The organism is Halorubrum pallidum (assembly GCF_055380345.1).
This window is the reverse complement of the sequence record NZ_AP043945.1, coordinates 2,402,122-2,419,749: the sequence shown is the minus strand read 5'-3', so window position 1 is coordinate 2,419,749 and position 17,628 is coordinate 2,402,122. Positions and strand designations below refer to the sequence as shown.

Sequence of the window (17,628 nt, the reverse complement as noted above, 5' to 3'; positions counted from 1 at the left end):
CTGCGTCGGGAAACGACGACAGAGCGACGCGGTCACCGGAGCTCGGTCTCGGATATCCCGCCGGCCACCCCTCGCCGCTTACTCCTCGTCGACCGGGTCGTCGCCGACGACGAGGTCGATCACGTTTTCGCGTCCGATCCGGAGCTTTTCCACCTCGCCCGCGTCGGCCATCCGCGAGAGCACGCGGGAGGTCTTCGACTTCGACCAGTCGAACGCCTCGACCACGTCGGACTGCTTCATCCGCCCGCCGCGTTCGCGGAGGGCCCGCCTGACACGGTCCTCGTCGGTGAGGAGTTCTGGATCGATCGCGTCGGAGTTGTCGTCGGGAACAGCGTCCGTAGACCCGTTCCCGGCGGAGTCGCGCCCGGCGGAGCCGGCGAGAGCGGCGGCACCCGCGGTCGAACCCGCGGTCGTCGAGGCGGCGTTCGGCTGTCCGGTGTCGCCGCCGTCGGGTCCGGACTCGCTGGCCGGCGGGCCGCCGTCGGCCTCCGATCCGCCGAGCCCGACCCGACCGGTCCGTACGGCGTAGGCGCCGAGCCCGACCGCCGCGACGAGGAGGAGGGCGAGCGCGGCGAGGAGGGTCGTGTTGCCGGCGACGCCGACGTCGGCTCCGCCGTCCGAACCGGCGCTCCCGTCGTCGCTACCTCCACCGCCGGCCGTCGCCGGCACGGCGCGAACGCTCGGCCGACCGTCGTCGAAGTCCTCGCGGCCGCGCCACTCGACGACACCGTCACCGGCGTCGTCGGGCTCCGGAGCGGCCGACTCGACCGCGTATCCCTCGGGCACCGAGACGGCGAGCGCGTCGTCTTCGCCGATGAAGAACCCGCCAGCGAAGACGTCGCCGACGACGACCGCGTCGCCGTCGACCGCGGCGAAGCCGGTCCACGTAAACCGGAAACTGACGACGCCCCACCGGCGCGGGATCTCTTGGATCCCCGTCTCGGCTTCGAACGCCAGCGCGCGCATCTCGCGGTCCGACGACTCGTTCGCGGCCGCGACGGCGCCGGACATTCGCTCGGCGAACGGGTCGAGGTAGCGACTGGTGTTCGATCGGAACCGCTCTTGGAACCGCTCGTACTCCGCGACGTCGGAGTCGTTTTCGAGGCGGGTCCGGAGGGTTAACTCCCACGTCGCCGAGCCGTCGGCGGACAGACCGATCCGCGTGATCGTGTTGTCCGGGGCGGGCTGGTCGTCGGTCTGGGGGACCGCGACGGACTGCGCGCCCGCGGGGGCGACGAACGCGACGGCCGCCAGACAGCAGGCGACGGCGACGAGGAGGGCGGCGATCGAGCCGGTCGTTCGACCGCGTCGTCTCATTGGTGTACGCTTCTCCGCCGTCCGGTTAAACCCACAGATCGTCTCGCAGCGGCGCCGAGAAACGCGGTGCAAATCGGTGCAACGGTCGCTCATCGAGGTGGAACACGGCGAAACCGCGCGCAAGCGACCGCCACGGTCGACCCGGTATATGTGGGTGGCGCTCGTCGGCGTATCCGTCATGCACGGCACACGACTCCTGACGGTTCTCCTGGCGCTGGGGCTCATCGTGGGCTCCGTGCCGGGCGGCGCGCTCGGGGCGACCGGCGCCGCCGACGCGACCGACATCGACTCGCACAACGCGGCGACCGAGCGTCTCGACGCGTCGGCCGTCTCGGCACAGACGGACGGGAACGCGACGAACGACGAGAACGCAACGGACGACGAGAACGCGACGGACGACGGAAACGCGAACGGCAGCGACGCCGGCGACGGCGCGTCGAGGGCGACTGTCGGACAGCAGCTCGCGACGATCATCTCCGTCACCGACGACGAGGTGTCGGGCGACGTGGAGGCATCGTCGTTCGACGCGGCGCTTGAGAACGCGAACGAGTCCGAGCGCGCGGCGGCCCTCGCGGAGCGGTCCGCGGCGCTCCGCGAGCGCGCCAACGAGATCGTCGCCGACCAGCGGGAGGCCCGCGTCGCCTACGAGGACGGCGAGATTGACCGCGGCGAGTTCGCACAGCGGCTCGCGGTCCTCGCCGGGCAGGCCCAGACCGTCGATCGAGGCTTCGAGCGGGTCGCGGACGGCGCCGACGACACCTCCGGGATCGAGCTCCGGGCGGCCGGCTACGATCGGAGCGCGAACGCGGACGCCAGAGAGCGACTCACCCGCGTGACGGGAACCGGCGCGAGCGCACTGCTCGCGCAGTACACCGGTGAGAGCGCCGGCGAGTTCTCCCTCGAAGTCGACGGCGGCGTCTCCATCGAGGTCGAGAGCGACGACGGCGAGCGATCGCGCGAGATCGAGCGCGAACAGCCCGGAAACGGCACCTTCGAGGTGAGCCAGAGCGAGGCGCTCACGGCCGCCACGGAGCAGCTGTCGACCGACGGCGACGGCGAGTGGACGCTTCGGTCCGCCGACCGCGACGAGGACGACGGCTACTACGAGTTCGAGTTCACCTTCTTCGGCCCGGAGACGACCGGCGAGGCCGAGGTGAGCGTCGACGGCCAGACCGGTGAGGCGTTCGAGTTCGAGGAGGAGCTCGAACCGCGCGAGCAGGACGACGGCGACGACGCCGACGAGACTCCCCTCTCGATCTCGATCGTCGACGGCACGGCCGAGCCGGGCGCGACGGCGACGCTCCGCGTGACCGCCGCCGGCGAGCCCGTCGAGGGCGCGACGGTCGAACTGAACGACCAGGACGCCGGGACGACCGACGCGGACGGGCGAATCGCGGTGACGCTGCCCGACGACGACGAGGTCGACATCGAGGTCGAAGACGGCGACCGCGAGGGCGAACTGGAGATCACGCTCGGCGAGGGCGACCGCGAGGACGACGACGACGACTTCGGCGACCGGTTCTCCGTGGACGGCTCCGTCGAGAACGGGACCGTCGACGTCTCGGTGACCTACGACAGTGAGGGCGTCGAGGGCGTCTCCGTCTACGTCGACGGCGAGCAGGTCGGGACGACCGGCGCGGACGGGGCCCTCTCGTTCGACGCGCCCGCCGTCGACGACGAGTTGGAGGTCACGCTCGTGAAGGGCGCGTTCGAGGCGGAGATCGAGTTCGAGGTCGGTGCGGACGGCGCGCTCGCGACCGAGGACATCGATGTCGACGAGCGCGACGCGGACGACGAAGGCGATGACGACGCGGACGACGGAGACGACGACGCGGACGGCGACGACGCAGACGACCGCGACGCGGACGACCTCTCCGTCGCCGTCGTCTCAGACGACCCCGCACCCGGTTCGACGGTGACGGTCGAAGTGACCGACGCCGACGGTGAGCCCGTCGAGGGCGCGAGCGTCGAGGTCGAAGGCGAATCCGTCGGAACGACCGACGCGGACGGACGGATCACGGTGACGCTCCCGACCGACAACGACGAAGCCGAGATCGAGGTCGAGGACGGCGAGCGCGAGGGCGAACTCGAGATCGAGTTCGCTGACGCAGAGGATGCTGACGACGCCGACGATGCCGACGACGCCGACGACGGCGCTGACGATGACGCTGATGACGAAGACGGTGACGACAGCGACGGAGACGATGCCGACGAGGACGATGACGAGGACGACGATGAAGACGATGACGTGGAGGACGATGACGAGGAAGACGCAGATGACGAAGAGGGCGACGAGTGATTCGTTCCCGCGGTCGGATCGTCGCCGTCGCCGCCGCCGTCGCGTCGATCGCGGTGATGGGCGCGTTCCTCGCACCGGGCGTCGCGGCGCTCGACGGACCGGGAACGGAGCCGGCGGTCGAGGAGGGGTCGTCGTTCGTCGTCGCGCTCGACGCGGACGGCGACGCGACGGTCACGCTCGTGCTCGCGTACGACCTCGCTGACGCCGACGACGAGGCGGCGTTCGAGGAGTTTCGGGAGCGCCCCGAAAACGTCACGGCCCGGTTCGACGACCGCATGACGCGGATCGCCGAGCGGACCGCCACCGAGACGGGACGGGAGATGCGTGTCTCCGACGTGCGGACCGAGGTCGAGTCGACGGACGGGACGGGCGTCGTCCGCCTCTCGGCGACGTGGGCGAACCTCGCCGCGGTCGACGGCGACCGGTTGGTCGTGAGCGAGCCGTTCGAAAGCGCGTTCCGACCGGACCGACCGTTCGTGCTCGTCGCGCCCGACGGGTACGCGCTCGCCGACGCCACGGTCGAGGCGGACGCGACGACCGAGACCGACGGGACCGGCGCCGCGAGCGCGGAGTGGAGGCCCGGCACGGATCTGACCGGGTTCTCGGCCACGCTCGCGCCCGCGGAGGCCGACGGCGCCAGCGAGGAGTCGCTGCCGACTCCGCTGGCGCCGACGCTGGCGCTCCTCGTCGCCGGACTGCTCGGCTACGCCGGCTGGCGACGGATGTAGACGGAGCCAACCGCGCGAATCGCACCGACCGGCACCGGACCGATCGGCACGACGGGTCGCCACGGGTCCCACCGGGTCACGTCCCCGCCGTCGCCCCCACCGGACCCGAACGGGGATCGCCATCCCGAGCCCGGCCCTCGGGAGCGATCGCTCGCGGCTGTCAGAGGCACACGACCCCGTCCCCCTTTTCGCTTCTCGTTTCACTCGCAGCCGACAGCTCCGTCGCCGTGCGGACGCTGATCCGGCCCGCAAGCACGTCACGACTGAAAAGAATTATCCGCCTCGGAGCGGAACGTTCCCCCAATAGATGGCCAAGGACGTCAAACCGACACGGAAGAACCTGATGGCGATCGAGGACCGCATCGAGCTCTCCGAGCGCGGTCACGACACGCTCGAACAGAAGCGTGACGGACTCATCATGGAGTTCATGGACATCCTCGATCAGGCGCAGGATGTCCGCTCGGATGTCTCCGAGAACTACGAGACGGCCCAGCGCAAGATCGACATGGCCCGCGCGATGGAGGGCGACGTCGCCGTTCGGGGCGCGGCCGCGGCGCTGAAAGAGCACCCCGAGATCACGACGCAGTCGAAGAACATCATGGGCGTCGTCGTCCCGCAGATCGAGTCTTCGAAGGTCAAAAAGAGCCTCGACGAGCGGGGATACGGACTGCTCGGTTCCTCCGCCCGCATCGACGAGGCCGCCGACGCCTACGAGGAACTGCTCGAATCCGTCATCCTCGCCGCCGAAGTCGAGACGGCGATGAAGAAGATGCTCACGGAAATCGAGACCACGAAGCGCCGCGTGAACGCGCTGGAGTTCACGCTTTTACCCCGCCTCTACGAGAACCAGGAGTACATCGAACAGAAACTCGAAGAGCAGGAACGCGAGGAGATCTTCCGGCTGAAGAAGATCAAGGCGAAAAAGGAGGAAGAAGAGAAGGCCGAGGCCGCCGAGGCGGCCGACGAGAGCCCCGCCGTCGAAGAGCCCGAAGCGGCCGACTGACCCCGCCTCTCCCGATCGGCCGCCCGTCGCCGTCCCCTACCGCCTCACAGTCGCCGAGTTCGTTTCACGCCGGTCACCATCACGTCTCTTGTCGACCGGTCACGTCCCTCACGCTGCGAGGTTCGCGACGCCGGTGACGACCGACATCGCCTCGAACGTCGTCGCGGCGTCGTACAGGAAGTAGACGCCGAACCCGGCGAGCACCACGGCGGAGCCGACCGCGACGACGGGTGCGAACGTCTCGATCCGGCGCTCGGCGGCCACGAGGCCGGTCGGGAACCCTACGACCCAGATCACCACGCCGGCGAAGAAGCCGCCGATCAGCGCCGGCGACCCCGTCGCGACGACGAAGGTCCCGGCCAGATCCGAACCGACCACCGGGAGCCGCGCCAGCACGTCGAGTTCGCCGGGACGCAGCAGTCCGACCCCGACGGTCAGCCAGAACAACACCTGGTAGGGGTTCGTCAGCGCGAGCACCAGCGCCTTTCGGAACCCGTTTCCCGGATCGATCGACGGATCGTCGCCGGAGGTGGGACGGAACGATGTCCGCGCGCCGCGGGCCGCGTCGACGGCGAAGTACAGCATCAAGACGCCTCCGACCGCGATCATGACTGCCCGCAACAGCGGGAGTGACTCGACGACCGCGACGACGCCGAGGTACGCGAGAACGAAGAACACCGCGTCGGCGGTGGCGGCACCGAGGCCCGCACGGATCCCCGCGACCCGACCGCGAAGGACCGATTCCTCGGCGATCACGGCGTTCATCGGACCGGGCGGAGCGGCGAGTGCCAATCCGAATACGACGCCGGCACCGAGCGTGACGAGGAGGTTCACGGTCAAGAACACGTCCGGTTTCGTGAAAAAGTCCGCGAAGAAGATCGGTTCTTTAGCCCCGTTATCCGGACGTTACGGCCGAATAGCGGACGGTAGATATGCAATCTGATCACCGACGGACGGATCCGAACACGGCCTCGGGTCTTCGGGATACGCTGTCGTCTTCCGCTCCGCTCGTCACCCGGCCGCCGTCACTCGTCTTGTAACTCCGCGTCCCGTAGCGCTTCGTTGAGATCGTCGCGTACGCGTTCGCCGGTCTCGCGGTCCATCGCGGTGGTGACGATCCGGTTTTCCTGCACGCTGGAGCCGTCGCGGAGGAGGAGCCGAACGTTCCCGTTGGTGCCGGCGCGTGTCGCCTTCGCGCGGAGCCCCGTCCGCGAGCCGGTACCGCTGGCGTCGATCGGTCCCGGAACGATCTTCTTGACGTGCGGGTGCTCTGCGACCGTTCCGACGGCTCTCCGTCCCTTGCGATCGCCGATGAGCGTGGAGTGCGACCCGCCGATCTTCTCGCGTGGCGGCGTCTCGACCACCTCCAGTGCGCGGTCGCCCCGGCGGTCGAGCACCCACTCGACGACGGGACTCACATCGCGGCCGTCGCGGCCGCTCTCGGTCGAGGAGCGGCCACGCCCCCGATCGCGATCCGTCCTCGCGTCCGGTACTCGGTAGAACTCGTGGTGTAACTGCGCTCGCGTCTCTCGTAGCGGTTCACGCTCGCCGGCGGCGTAGACGGTGTCGGGACGTTTCCGACGAATCTCGTCGGCGACGCGCCCGGCGAAGTTGCGAAGTTGGACCTCGCTCAGCCGCTCCGCGCTCTCGGGGCGGGTGGTCACCGTCGTCTCGCCGACGATCGCGTCCTCGTCGAGCACGGTGAGGGTCGCGCGATCGGGTTCGAACTCCGAGACGACGGCGTCGGCGTTGGCGGTGTTGCAGGTGAGACAGAAGTCTCCGGGCTTTCGAAGCGGAGTCCCACACCGCCGGCAGTTCATACCGGGTAACAGGCGCGTGAGGGGTAAAAGCGCGTTCGTTCGGTCCGCGTCCGCGGAGCAACTCATATTAGTGGGTGCCGTCCTTCGGGTGCGTATGGACTCCGACCGGTCCGGGGCAGACTCCGGAGACGGGGGCGACGAGAGTTGTGCCGGCGGGCTCGACCCGGACGCCCCCGACGAGGCCGACCCGGACGTTCCAGACGGCGACGCCATCGAGGACCGGCTGGCGCGGTTGTTCCGGAGCGGACAGACGAACGCGCTCGTCGCGTGGGCGATGGTCGCGGTGCTCGCGGGGGTGTTCGTCGAGAGTCTGCTCGGCTTCGATATCCTTCCGATGCTACTCGGGGCGGCGATCGGTGTCGTCGTCCTCGCTCCGGCGGTCGCCGCGCGCGACCCGCGTGTGATGCTCCCGTGGGAGGTACTCGGTCTCGCGCTGTTGCCCGTGTTGGTTCGCGCGCTGCTCGGCGGCGAACTCGGCGTCTTCGCGACGTACCTCGCCATCGCCGCGCTGGCGCTCATCATCACGGTCGAACTGCACATGTTCACCTCGCTTCGGGTCACCCACTGGTTCGCGGTCATCTTCGTCGTGATGACGACGATGGCGACGGCGGCGGTCTGGACGATCGTGCGGTGGAACACCGACCGGTTGCTCGACACGTCCTACCTGACGACGAACGAGGCGCTGATGATCGAGTGGATCTACGTGACGCTGGCCGGCCTCGTCGCCGGAATTCTGTTCGACGCGTACTTCCGGCGGCGGGGAGTACGGCTCCGACGCGCCATCTGGCAGGTGGTTCGCCGATGATACCCGCTCGCCTGTCGCTCCCCCGACCGTCCCTCGCGAACCAGCGTCGTCTCACCCGAACGATGCAGGTTCTCCTCGCCGGGATCGTCGTCTACGGCGCGGTCTACGGCCAGCCGAAGGCGATCACCAACGGCGGGATCGGGCTGTTCGTCACGTTCATTCCGGCGCTGCTCGAACGCAACTACGACATCCCGCTCGATCCGTGGCTCGGCGTGTGGATCACTCTCGCGGTATTTCTCCACACGCTGGGGTCGGCCTGGTTCTACGCGCAGATCGGCTGGTGGGACCACCTCACGCACGCCCTCTCGGCGTCGCTCATCGCGGGTGCCGGCTACACGACGCTGCGCGCCGTCGACCTCCACAGCGACGCCATCCGGATCCCGTCGCGCTTCGCGTTCGTCTTCATCCTCGTGGTCGTGCTCGCGTTCGCCGTCGTCTGGGAGTTGTTCGAGTTCGGCCTCGACATCATCGCCGCCGAGACGGGCGTCTCGATGCCGTTGGCCCAGTTCGGTCTCGACGATACCGTGGCCGACCTGGTGTACAACTCAGTCGGTGCGCTCGTGGTGGCGATTTTCGGTCAGGCACACCTCACCGGTGTCGCAGAGCGGGTCCGGGATGCGTTGGCCGGGACGGCTGACTGACATCGCGGTCCCGGTGAATCGGATCGCGTCTCTCTTCTGTCGATCTGTGCCGCCTTGGCGGTGTTCGTCGGCGCGGTTCGTTCAGCGCAGACACGCCGCGACGACCCGAAGCGCGGCCTCGCCGCGGACCTCCCGCGCGAGCAGCGGGACGCGTTTCACGTCGCGGCCGCGGAACAGGTCTGTCGCGCGACGGAGCGCCGACTGCTGGACCTCCCACCGGCGCGCGCAGAAATCGCACGTCTCGGGGTTCGGCTCAACGACCCACTCCGGATCGATCCCGCCGGCCACGTCGCCGATCCCCTCCATCACGCGGTTGACGACGAGCGTGTTCACCGGAATCTCGAACTCGTCGAGGCGGGCGACGAGCCGCTCGGACTCGACGACGCTCATCTCCTCGGGGATCATCACGACCCGGAAGTCGGTCTGTTCCGGGTCACGGAGGACGGTCCGCAGGCGCTCGATCCGGTCGCGGAGTTCGTCGAGGTCGGCCGACGGGTCGGGGTCATCACTCCCGCCGAACATCCCCTTGATCCCGTCCATCATCCCCGAGAAGCGTTGACGGAGCTTCATCACGCGGCCGAGCATCGAGTCCATGATCTCCGGGAGTTGGAGGAGCCGGAGGGTGTGGCCCGTCGGCGCGGTGTCGACGATAACGCGGTCGAAGCGCGGGTCGTCGAGGTATTCGAGGAGCTGGCGCATCGCGGCGGCCTCGTCGGCCCCGGGCATCGTGCCGCCGAGCAGTCCGCCGAGCCCCTCGTCGCCGGCTGCGTCGCCGTCTTCGGGACCGCCGGCACCGCCCACGCCGCCCGTCGGACCGTCCCCGCCGCCCATACCGCCCATCATCTCGCCCATCTCGCCGAGCCCTCCGAGCGGGTCGGCGTCGGCACCGAACATCCCCTCTTCCATCGCGGCGTCGGGGTCGATCTCGGCGGCGAAAAGCGGGATGTCCTCGCGGATACGCGCGGGCTCGGCGGGGATGTCCGTCTCGAACGTATCGGAGAGCGAGTGGGCGGGGTCGGTCGAGACAACGAGCGTCTGAACCCCGCCCGCGGCCGACGCGAGTCCCGTGGCGGCCGCCATCGTCGTCTTCCCGACGCCGCCTTTCCCGCCGTAGAGGACATACTCCGGGGCGTCGACGCCCGCCGGGAGGTCGGTCGTGTCCGCGGATTCGACCGGAACGGCGGCGTCTCCGGAGTGGCCGTCGGCGGGGGGCTCTTCGGCCTCGTCGGTCGCGCCGCGCTGGTCGTCCTCGACGCGATCCACGGGTTCGACGTCGATGTCGTCCATACGGACAGTGCGTGCGGTCGGTTTGTGTACCCGTCGGTCCGAACGAAGCGGCCGCGCGGGGAGACGCCTCGCAACCGCACCTCACGCCTCCCCAGCCTCGGCGGTCGTCCTCCGCGTAGCGCCGGCGACCCCGCGCGCGCCGCCTCGCGACCGCCCTTGGCGGCCGCTCACGAGCACGCGCCGCCGCACGTAGACGCGAGTCGTCGCTCAGTCGTCTCCGGCGCGCTCCACGTCCGCTCCCAGATCTGCCACCGTCTCGAAGAAGTCGGGGAACGAGACGTCGACGTGCTCTGCACCCCGTATGGTCGTGGTTCCCTCGGCGACCAGCGCGGCGACCGCGAGCGCCATCACGATCCGATGGTCCGCGCGTCCGTCGACGGTCGCGCCGCGGAGGTCGCTCTCGTCGCCGTGGACCGTGAGCACGTCCGGTTCCTCCGTTGTCTCCGCGCCCATCTTCGCTAGCTCCTCGGCCATCGCCGACACTCGATCGGTCTCCTTGTAGCGGACGTGCTCGCAGTTCTCGATCCGCGTGTCGCCGTCGGCGACGGCCCCGAGCGCGGCGATCGTCGGGAGCAGGTCGGGCGTGTCGCCGACGTCGACCGTGACGCCGGACAGCGAAGAGCGCTCGACGGTTATCTCGCCGGCGTCGCTGTCCCAGTCGACCGCGGCCCCCATGCGCTCTGCGATATCGACGATCGCGGCGTCGCCCTGCGCGCTCGGCCGCGCGCCCTCAATCTGGACGCTCTCGTCGTCGCCGGCGGCGATCGCGCCCGCGGCAAGGAGATAGGAGATCGACGAGAAGTCGCCAGGAACCGCGTAGCTCCCGCCGGCGGGCTCGTACGACTGCCCGCCGGGGACGACGAAGCCCGCCGCGCCAGCCGCGCCGTCGATCGGGTCGCCGCCGTCGTCGACGGGCGTCGCCTCGATCCCGAACTCGTCGAGCAGTTCGAGCGTGATGTCGACGTACGGTGCCGACTTGAGCGGCGTCGTGAGACCCACCTCGACGCCCTCGTCGGTGACCGCGCCGGCCATCAACAGCGCCGTGACGTACTGCGAGGAGACGTCGCCGGGAATGGCGACGTCGCCGCCCGCGAGCGGCCCCGTGACGACGAGCGGAGCCAGCCCGTTGTTTCGCGTCGATTCCGCGCGCACGCCGAGTTCGGCGAGCGCGTCGAGCAGCGGCCCCTGCGGGCGCGACCGGAGCGACCCGTCGCCGGTGAGGACGGTCGTTCCGTCCGCGAGCGCGGCCGCGGCGGTGACGAGCCGCATCGTCGTCCCCGAGTTCGCACAGTCGATCACGTCGGCCGGGACGACGGGACGGCCGCCGAACCCGTCGACCGCGAGCGTCTCGGCGCCGTCGGGAATCGCCGGCTCGTCGGCGGCGTCGACGTCGCTGATGGCGGCGGTGTCGTCGTCGTCGGCGCTCACACGACCGCCGAACGCGCTCACGGCGCGCGCGGTCGCTCTCGTGTCCGCGGAGACCAGCGGGGATCTGACGGTCGCGCCGTCGCTGTAGCCGGCGGCCAACAGCGCCCGGTGCGTGTAGCTCTTCGATGGCGGCGCGCGGGTCGTTCCCCGCACGGTCGAGGTGGTGACGTGAACGTCCATACGCCCCGTGCCATCCCCGGCGACAAGTCGGTACCGGACGCGGCACGATTCTGTCCGGCCGCTCCGAGCTGCCGGCGTCCGGCGCACCCTTTATACGACCGGGAGCGTTACCGACGCGTATGCCTCAGTGTGAGATGTGTGGCGCCGAGCAGGCCTCGCTGACGACGACGAAGGTCGAAGGCGCCGAACTGGAGCTTTGCAGCTCGTGTACGGACTTCGGCACCGAGGTCCGCGACGAGTCCACGAACTCCGGCGGCAGCAAGTACTCCACGAGTTCGAACACCGGAACGTCGTCGTCTTCGTCGTCGTCCTCCTCCTCTTCGTCGTCTTCGTCCGGTCAGTCGACCCGTCCCCGCGACATGTTCGACGACATGGACGAGATCGCGACGGACTACGACCAACGCATTCGAGACGCCCGCGAGTCGAGCGGCCTGAGTCAGGAGGAACTCGCCGACCAACTCAACGAGAAGGCGAGTCTCATCCGCAAACTCGAACGCGGCGACACGCTCCCCACCGACGACGTCCAACGTAAGCTCGAACGCGCGCTCGACATCTCCCTCGTCGAGGGGCAGTCCGTCGAGGACGCCGACTGGGACACCGGGGACTCGGGCACCATGACGCTCGGTGACGTGGTCAAACGGAAGGACTGATTTTACGGCGGCGGCGCATCTACCGGCTCCGTCTGGCGTCGTCGCGATCGTCGCTGTCCGCTCTCGTCTCGTCGGTCGCGGGCCCGTACCGCTCCGTCAGGTAGTCGATGATGTACTCCACCGTCTCGGGGTCGTAGCTCCAGAACCCGTAGAACTCTCCGGGATCGCGTTCTTCGGCGAGCAGCGCGCACTTCGCCTCGTCGAGTCCGCCCCCGTCATAGGCCACGAACCACGTCTCGCGGATCTCGGCCGTGCGTCCCACGTGGACCGTGTAGTGCTCGACGTCCGGCGGGTCGCCCTCGTCGGCCGCGTACGCGTGGACGTCGAGATCCGTCTTCTCGCCGAGCACGTCGTAGGTGTCGGTCTCGCCGGTGAGCACGTCGAGCGTCTGGAAGCCGGCGTGGAGTTCGCCGTCGCCGACGCGCCACGCGCGGTCTTCGATCTCGCGGGAGGCCGCTACCATGTCCGCTCGCGAGTAGGAGGTGAACATCGTCTCGTCGAGGTGGTCGAGGACCGCACCACCGACGCGTCGAGTCCCGCCGTGGTTCGGCTCCGCGTCGGCGTCTTCTCCCTCTCCACCATCCGTTGGCGGCTCGGCGTCGGGCAGGAGTTCGTCGACGGTGACGGCGGTGACGAACTCGCCGTCTCGGGACAGCGCGGCGAACGCTTCGGGGCCCGCGACGCTCTGTTCGCCGACGATCCGAATGTTGCGGTCCGCGAAGTGATCGCGGAGCGCGTCCGTGTCCGCGGCGTCGGCGTTGTACACGGTCAGCGTGGCCTCGTGAGCTTCCACACCCGCGATGAGCTCGATGAGGGACATCTCTCGTCTCGACTCACAGTACCGGGGTATAAGGTCGTTTATGCTTTCGAGGATTCGTCGAGACGGGATCGCCCGCGCGTCCTCCCGACGCGTCTCACCGCCGCGGATTTCGACGGGGGACGAACGCGAAGCACGAACCTATTTGCGCCCGCGGGCCTCCCGTACGCACATGTTCATCCTGGTGAACCTCAAGGCGTACCCGTGCGATCCGATCGAGATAGCGACGGCCGCTCGCGACGTATCTGAAGCCTCAGGCGCGCGGATCGCGGTCTCGCCGCAGGCCGCGGATGTCGCCCGCGTCGCCGACACCGGCGTCGAGACGTGGGCCCAGCACGTCTCCCCGAACGCCCACGGCTCGCACACCGGATCGACGCTCGCCGAGGCTGTCGCCGACAACGGCGCCGAGGGGACCCTCATCAACCACTCCGAGAAGCGACGCAGACTCGCCGACATCGACGGCTCGGTGCGGGCGGCCGAGCGAGCCGGGCTGGAGACGATCGTCTGCGCGAACAACCCCGCGCAGGTCGGCGCGGCCGCGGCGCTTTCCCCCGACGCGGTCGCCGTCGAACCGCCCGAACTCATCGGCGGCGACGTCTCCGTCTCGACTGCGGACCCGGGGATCGTCGAAGACGCGGTCGCGGCCGCGGACGCGGTCGACGCCGACGTCGACGTGTTCTGCGGCGCGGGCGTCTCGACCGGCGCGGACGTGACCGCCGCCGGGGACCTCGGCGCGTCCGGCGTCCTGCTCGCCTCGGGCGTCGCGAAGGCCGACGATCCGGAGGCGGTGCTCGAAGACCTCGTCAGCGGGCTCTGAGTCACACCGCTCGTCACCGTGGGCCGCATCGGATCGTCGCTGTCGGGCTGCGTACGGCCCGCCGGCCGCTGCGCTTGCGGATCTTTATAAATACGTCGATGTGATCGACTCACACGATCGGCAAATCGCAAGACGTGAGTGGGTTCTCACTCGCGGACAGATCGCGGCGTCTAGTAACCTTTAACCGACACAAGCCGCTACTCGTGGCCAAGATGGCGAGCAACAAGATTCTCGGTATCGACCTCGGTACCACCAACTCCGCGTTCGCGGTCATGGAGGGCGACGAGCCCGAAATCATCGCGAACGCGGAGGGCGACCGGACGACGCCGTCCGTCGTCGCGTTCGCCGACGACGACGAGCGACTCGTCGGGAAACCGGCCAAGAATCAGGCCGTCCAGAACCCGGACCGCACGATCCAGTCGATCAAGCGGCACATGGGCGAGGACGACTACACCGTCGAGATCGGCGACGACGAGTACACGCCCGAGCAGGTCTCGGCGATGATCCTCCAGAAGATCAAACGCGACGCCGAGGAGTACCTCGGCGACGACGTCGAGAAGGCCGTGATCACGGTCCCCGCGTACTTCAACGACAAGCAGCGGCAGGCGACGAAGGACGCCGGCGAGATCGCCGGCTTCGAGGTCGAACGCATCGTCAACGAGCCGACCGCGGCCTCGATGGCGTACGGCCTCGACGACGAGTCCGACCAGACCGTCCTCGTGTACGACCTCGGCGGCGGCACGTTCGACGTGAGCGTCCTCGATCTCGGTGGGGGCGTCTACGAGGTCGTCGCCACGAACGGGGACAACGACCTCGGCGGCGACGACTGGGACGAGGCGCTCATCGACCACCTCGCCGAGGGGTTCGAAAACGACCACGGGATCGACCTCCGCGAGGACCGGCAGGCGCTCCAGCGGCTGAAAGACGCCGCAGAGGAGGCGAAGATCGAACTGTCGAGCAAGAAGGAGACGACCGTCAACCTCCCCTTCATCACCGCGACCGACAGCGGTCCGGTCCACCTCGAACAGTCCGTGACGCGCGCGACATTCGAGAACCTCACCTCGGACCTCTTAGAGCGCACGGTCGGCCCGACGGAGCAGGCGCTCTCGGACGCCGGCTACTCGAAGAGCGACATCGACGAGGTCATCCTCGTCGGCGGCTCCACCCGGATGCCGCAGGTCCAAGAGAAGGTCGAGGAACTGGTCGGCCAGGAGCCGAAGAAGAACGTCAACCCCGACGAGGCCGTCGCGCTCGGCGCGGCGGTTCAGGGCGGCGTGCTCTCAGGTGACGTCGACGACATCGTCCTGCTCGACGTGACGCCGCTCTCGCTCGGTATCGAAGTGAAGGGCGGCCTCTTCGAGCGGCTCATCGAGAAGAACACCACGATCCCCACGGAGGAGTCGAAGGTGTTCACGACGGCCGCGGACAACCAGACGTCCGTGAACGTCCGCGTCTTCCAGGGAGAACGCGAGATAGCCGAGGAGAACGAACTGCTCGGCGCGTTCCAGCTGTCGGGCATCCCGCCGGCACCCGCGGGAACTCCGCAGATCGAAGTCTCGTTCAACATCGACGAGAACGGTATCGTCAACGTCGAGGCCGAAGACCAGGGCTCGGGCAACGCCGAGTCGATCACCATCGAGGGCGGCGTCGGCCTCTCGGACGAGGAGATTGAGGAGATGCAAGAGGAAGCGGAAAAACACAAAGAGGAGGACGAGGCCCGCCGCGATCGCATCGAGGCGCGCAACGAGGCCGAAACGTCTATCCAGCGCGCAGAGACGCTGCTCGAAGAGAACGAGGAGGAGCTCGACGAGGAACTCGTCTCCGACATCGAGGCGGCGATCGAGGACGTCGAGGAAACGCTCGAAGACGAGGACGCCGAGACCGAGGAGCTGGAGTCCGTTACCGAGGCACTCTCGGAGGAACTCCAGGAGATCGGCAAGCAGATGTACCAAGAGCAGGCGGCACAGGCCGGTCCGGGTGGTGCAGGCGGCGCTGCCGGCGGCCCCGGCGGCATGGGCGGTATGGGCGGCCCCGGCGGTGCAGGCCCGGACGGCGCAGCCGACGCGGACGACGAAGAGTACGTCGACGCCGACTTCGAGGACGTGGACGACGAAGACACCGACGACGAGTAGCTGCGAATCATTCGACTCCGGCGGATCACCACACACCTATTCACGTAACGCATGAGCGAAGACTTCTACGACGTCTTGGGCGTGTCGCGGGACGCCAGCGAAGACGAGATCAAACAGGCGTACCGCAAGCAGGCCGCCGAACACCACCCGGACGTCAGCGACGACGACGACGCCGAGGAGCGGTTCAAGAAGATACAGAAGGCGAAGGAGGTGCTCACTGACGAAGAGAAGCGCCGCCAGTACGACCAGCTCGGCCACGATCGGTTCACCGAAGCCGACAAGCGCGGGGCGACGGGCGGCGGCGGTCCCGGCGGGGCGGGCGGCCCCTTCGGCGGGGCCGGTGGCGCGGGCGGAGCCGGCGGCTTCGAGGACATCTTCAATCAGTTCTTCGGCGGTGGCGGGGGTCGCGGCGGCGGTGGCGGTCCCGACAACCGCCCCCGACAGGGCCGCGACCTCAAGACGGGCCTCACGATCGATCTCGAGGAGGCGTTCGAGGGGGCGACCAAACAGGTCACGCTCACCCGTCCGACGGCCTGTGACACCTGCGACGGCGCGGGACACCCGCCCGACGCCGACGTGGAGACCTGTTCCCAGTGTAACGGCCGCGGGCAAGTCCAGCAGGTCCAACAGACCCCGCTCGGTCGTGTTCAGCAGACCTCGACGTGCCCGCGGTGCGAGGGCGAGGGCGAACTGTACAGCGAGGACTGCGCGGACTGCGGCGGCGACGGAACCGTCCGCGAAGACGCGACGCTCTCCGTCGAGATTCCGCCCGGCATCCGCTCCGGACAGAGCTTGCGGATGGAGCGCGAGGGCGCGCCCGGCGAGAACGGAGGCCCCAACGGCGACCTGCTGATCGAAGTCGATATCGACGTCGGCGACCGCTTCGAGCGCGACGGCGACGACCTCCACGTGAGCGAGGCGATATCGTTCCCGCAGGCCGTCTTCGGCGACACGATCGAAGTCGAGACGGTCGACGGCAGCGTCGAGATGGACGTCCCCGCCGGGACCCAAAGCGGCGAGACGTTCCGACTGCAGGGCAAGGGGATGCCTCGGTTGCGTCGCCGCGGCCGCGGCGACCTCTACGTGCAGGTGGGCGTCGTCATCCCCGAGTCGCTCAACGAGGAACAGCGCGAGGCGCTTGAGGCGTTCGCCGAGGCCGGCGGCGAGGATATCGACGTCGGCGGCGGCTTCTTCGAGAAGCTGAAGAGTTCCTTCTAGCGGCGGACGGAGCACCTCGGCGGTCGTCGGTGCGGTCTGTCGATCCCGCCTTCGCCGACCCGTAGCTTTTCCGGCTCTCACCGCGTAGCGCGGGTATGGCATACGACGCGACCGCTTACGACGACGTCGAACCGCGCGCGCCCGGCATGTACTTCCTCCGCGACGCGCTCGACTGCGAGGGTCTCGGCGTGACGGTCGTCGAGGCGGACGACGGCTGGGACGGGATGGAACACGATCACGCCGAAGACGGCCAGGAGGAGGTGTACGTCCTGATCCACGGTGAAGCGACGCTCACGGTCGACGGCGACGCCGTCGAACTCGGCCCCGGCGACGCGGTGCGCGTCGACGCCGATTCGACGCGCGACCTCTCCTTCTCGGCGGACGGCTCGAAGATGATCATCGCCGGCGCGCCCTGACACCGGCTCGATGATCATCATCGCCGGCGCGCCCTGAGCACACGCGTTTCGTCCGGCGGCGCGCGCCCGG

The 17,628-nt window shown here is 69.0% G+C and carries 16 protein-coding genes; 10 read left to right on the top strand and 6 right to left on the bottom strand.

All coding sequences use genetic code 11. The features are described from left to right. Positions 1 to 78: 78 nt before the first annotated feature. Positions 79 to 1,317: a helix-turn-helix transcriptional regulator gene (locus ACZ45C_RS13985; RefSeq protein ID WP_460560895.1), complete on the bottom strand. Its 1,239-nt coding sequence runs from the start codon at positions 1,315 to 1,317 to the stop codon at positions 79 to 81. A 178-nt stretch (positions 1,318 to 1,495) separates the two neighbouring features. On the opposite strand from ACZ45C_RS13985, the gene ACZ45C_RS13980 reads away from it, so the two are divergent. The 3 genes from ACZ45C_RS13980 (at position 1,496) to ACZ45C_RS13970 (ending at position 5,347) form a co-directional block, all read left to right on the top strand. Beyond that, positions 1,496 to 3,616, top strand: a complete 2,121-nt coding sequence (locus tag ACZ45C_RS13980) for a DUF7096 domain-containing protein (protein ID WP_460560897.1) — start codon at positions 1,496 to 1,498, stop codon at positions 3,614 to 3,616. After that, on the top strand, positions 3,613 to 4,344 hold the full coding sequence (locus tag ACZ45C_RS13975; protein ID WP_460560899.1) for a DUF7345 domain-containing protein: 732 nt from the start codon (positions 3,613 to 3,615) through the stop codon (positions 4,342 to 4,344). Before ACZ45C_RS13980 ends, ACZ45C_RS13975 begins: the two co-directional genes overlap by 4 nt. A gap of 307 nt (positions 4,345 to 4,651) precedes the next feature. Next, a complete protein-coding gene (locus ACZ45C_RS13970) occupies positions 4,652 to 5,347 on the top strand; it encodes a V-type ATP synthase subunit D (protein ID WP_460560901.1) in 696 nt (231 codons plus the stop codon). 108 nt (positions 5,348 to 5,455) lie between these two features. Here the strand turns inward: ACZ45C_RS13970 and ACZ45C_RS13965 are convergent, their stop codons facing one another. Further along, a complete protein-coding gene (locus ACZ45C_RS13965) occupies positions 5,456 to 6,181 on the bottom strand; it encodes a LysE family translocator (RefSeq protein ID WP_460560903.1) in 726 nt (241 codons plus the stop codon). A 191-nt stretch (positions 6,182 to 6,372) separates the two neighbouring features. Beyond that, entirely contained in the window at positions 6,373 to 7,167 is a 795-nt protein-coding gene (locus ACZ45C_RS13960; RefSeq protein ID WP_460560905.1) for a DUF2103 domain-containing protein, read from the bottom strand. A 94-nt stretch (positions 7,168 to 7,261) separates the two neighbouring features. On the opposite strand from ACZ45C_RS13960, the gene ACZ45C_RS13955 reads away from it, so the two are divergent. Both ACZ45C_RS13955 and ACZ45C_RS13950 read left to right on the top strand, forming a co-directional pair. Next, the gene (locus ACZ45C_RS13955) at positions 7,262 to 7,972 is read left to right on the top strand and encodes a hypothetical protein (protein WP_460560907.1); all 711 of its coding nucleotides are present in this window, start codon (positions 7,262 to 7,264) and stop codon (positions 7,970 to 7,972) included. Beyond that, positions 7,969 to 8,613: a hypothetical protein gene (locus ACZ45C_RS13950; RefSeq protein ID WP_460560909.1), complete on the top strand. Its 645-nt coding sequence runs from the start codon at positions 7,969 to 7,971 to the stop codon at positions 8,611 to 8,613. The genes ACZ45C_RS13955 and ACZ45C_RS13950 overlap by 4 nt, the downstream gene beginning before the upstream one ends. 81 nt (positions 8,614 to 8,694) lie before the next feature. Here ACZ45C_RS13950 and ACZ45C_RS13945 read toward each other — a convergent pair whose 3' ends face one another. Next, on the bottom strand, positions 8,695 to 9,900 hold the full coding sequence (locus ACZ45C_RS13945) for an ArsA family ATPase (protein WP_460560911.1): 1,206 nt from the start codon (positions 9,898 to 9,900) through the stop codon (positions 8,695 to 8,697). Positions 9,901 to 10,107: 207 nt separating this feature from the next. After that, positions 10,108 to 11,508 carry a 3-phosphoshikimate 1-carboxyvinyltransferase gene (aroA, locus tag ACZ45C_RS13940; RefSeq protein ID WP_460560913.1) on the bottom strand — a complete coding sequence of 467 codons (1,401 nt, stop codon included), beginning with the start codon at positions 11,506 to 11,508 and terminating at the stop codon, positions 10,108 to 10,110. 119 nt (positions 11,509 to 11,627) lie between these two features. On the opposite strand from aroA, the gene ACZ45C_RS13935 reads away from it, so the two are divergent. Then, positions 11,628 to 12,158 carry a multiprotein bridging factor aMBF1 gene (locus ACZ45C_RS13935; protein ID WP_460560915.1) on the top strand — a complete coding sequence of 177 codons (531 nt, stop codon included), beginning with the start codon at positions 11,628 to 11,630 and terminating at the stop codon, positions 12,156 to 12,158. A 19-nt stretch (positions 12,159 to 12,177) separates the two neighbouring features. Here ACZ45C_RS13935 and ACZ45C_RS13930 read toward each other — a convergent pair whose 3' ends face one another. Beyond that, the gene (locus ACZ45C_RS13930; protein WP_460560917.1) at positions 12,178 to 12,978 is read right to left on the bottom strand and encodes a DICT sensory domain-containing protein; all 801 of its coding nucleotides are present in this window, start codon (positions 12,976 to 12,978) and stop codon (positions 12,178 to 12,180) included. 169 nt (positions 12,979 to 13,147) lie between these two features. Between ACZ45C_RS13930 and tpiA the strand changes: the two genes are divergently transcribed. The 4 genes from tpiA (at position 13,148) to ACZ45C_RS13910 (ending at position 17,558) form a co-directional block, all read left to right on the top strand. Next, on the top strand, positions 13,148 to 13,792 hold the full coding sequence (tpiA, locus tag ACZ45C_RS13925; RefSeq protein ID WP_460560919.1) for a triose-phosphate isomerase: 645 nt from the start codon (positions 13,148 to 13,150) through the stop codon (positions 13,790 to 13,792). A 212-nt stretch (positions 13,793 to 14,004) separates the two neighbouring features. Beyond that, the gene (gene dnaK / locus ACZ45C_RS13920) at positions 14,005 to 15,924 is read left to right on the top strand and encodes a molecular chaperone DnaK (protein WP_460560921.1); all 1,920 of its coding nucleotides are present in this window, start codon (positions 14,005 to 14,007) and stop codon (positions 15,922 to 15,924) included. 51 nt (positions 15,925 to 15,975) lie between these two features. After that, positions 15,976 to 17,142, top strand: a complete 1,167-nt coding sequence (gene dnaJ / locus ACZ45C_RS13915; protein WP_460560923.1) for a molecular chaperone DnaJ — start codon at positions 15,976 to 15,978, stop codon at positions 17,140 to 17,142. A 95-nt stretch (positions 17,143 to 17,237) separates the two neighbouring features. Then, on the top strand, positions 17,238 to 17,558 hold the full coding sequence (locus tag ACZ45C_RS13910) for a cupin domain-containing protein (protein ID WP_460560925.1): 321 nt from the start codon (positions 17,238 to 17,240) through the stop codon (positions 17,556 to 17,558). Positions 17,559 to 17,628 lie beyond the last annotated feature (70 nt).

Coding starts and splice junctions, on each gene's coding strand:
- ACZ45C_RS13980 (WP_460560897.1), top strand. CDS start 1,496: ATGCACGGCACACGACTCCTGACGGTTCTCCTGGCGCTGGGGCTCATC.
- dnaJ (WP_460560923.1), top strand. CDS start 15,976: ATGAGCGAAGACTTCTACGACGTCTTGGGCGTGTCGCGGGACGCCAGC.
- tpiA (WP_460560919.1), top strand. CDS start 13,148: ATGTTCATCCTGGTGAACCTCAAGGCGTACCCGTGCGATCCGATCGAG.
- ACZ45C_RS13985 (WP_460560895.1), bottom strand. CDS start 1,317: ATGAGACGACGCGGTCGAACGACCGGCTCGATCGCCGCCCTCCTCGTC.
- ACZ45C_RS13960 (WP_460560905.1), bottom strand. CDS start 7,167: ATGAACTGCCGGCGGTGTGGGACTCCGCTTCGAAAGCCCGGAGACTTC.
- ACZ45C_RS13970 (WP_460560901.1), top strand. CDS start 4,652: ATGGCCAAGGACGTCAAACCGACACGGAAGAACCTGATGGCGATCGAG.
- ACZ45C_RS13910 (WP_460560925.1), top strand. CDS start 17,238: ATGGCATACGACGCGACCGCTTACGACGACGTCGAACCGCGCGCGCCC.
- ACZ45C_RS13935 (WP_460560915.1), top strand. CDS start 11,628: ATGCCTCAGTGTGAGATGTGTGGCGCCGAGCAGGCCTCGCTGACGACG.
- ACZ45C_RS13955 (WP_460560907.1), top strand. CDS start 7,262: ATGGACTCCGACCGGTCCGGGGCAGACTCCGGAGACGGGGGCGACGAG.
- ACZ45C_RS13950 (WP_460560909.1), top strand. CDS start 7,969: ATGATACCCGCTCGCCTGTCGCTCCCCCGACCGTCCCTCGCGAACCAG.
- dnaK (WP_460560921.1), top strand. CDS start 14,005: ATGGCGAGCAACAAGATTCTCGGTATCGACCTCGGTACCACCAACTCC.
- ACZ45C_RS13930 (WP_460560917.1), bottom strand. CDS start 12,978: ATGTCCCTCATCGAGCTCATCGCGGGTGTGGAAGCTCACGAGGCCACG.
- aroA (WP_460560913.1), bottom strand. CDS start 11,508: ATGGACGTTCACGTCACCACCTCGACCGTGCGGGGAACGACCCGCGCG.
- ACZ45C_RS13945 (WP_460560911.1), bottom strand. CDS start 9,900: ATGGACGACATCGACGTCGAACCCGTGGATCGCGTCGAGGACGACCAG.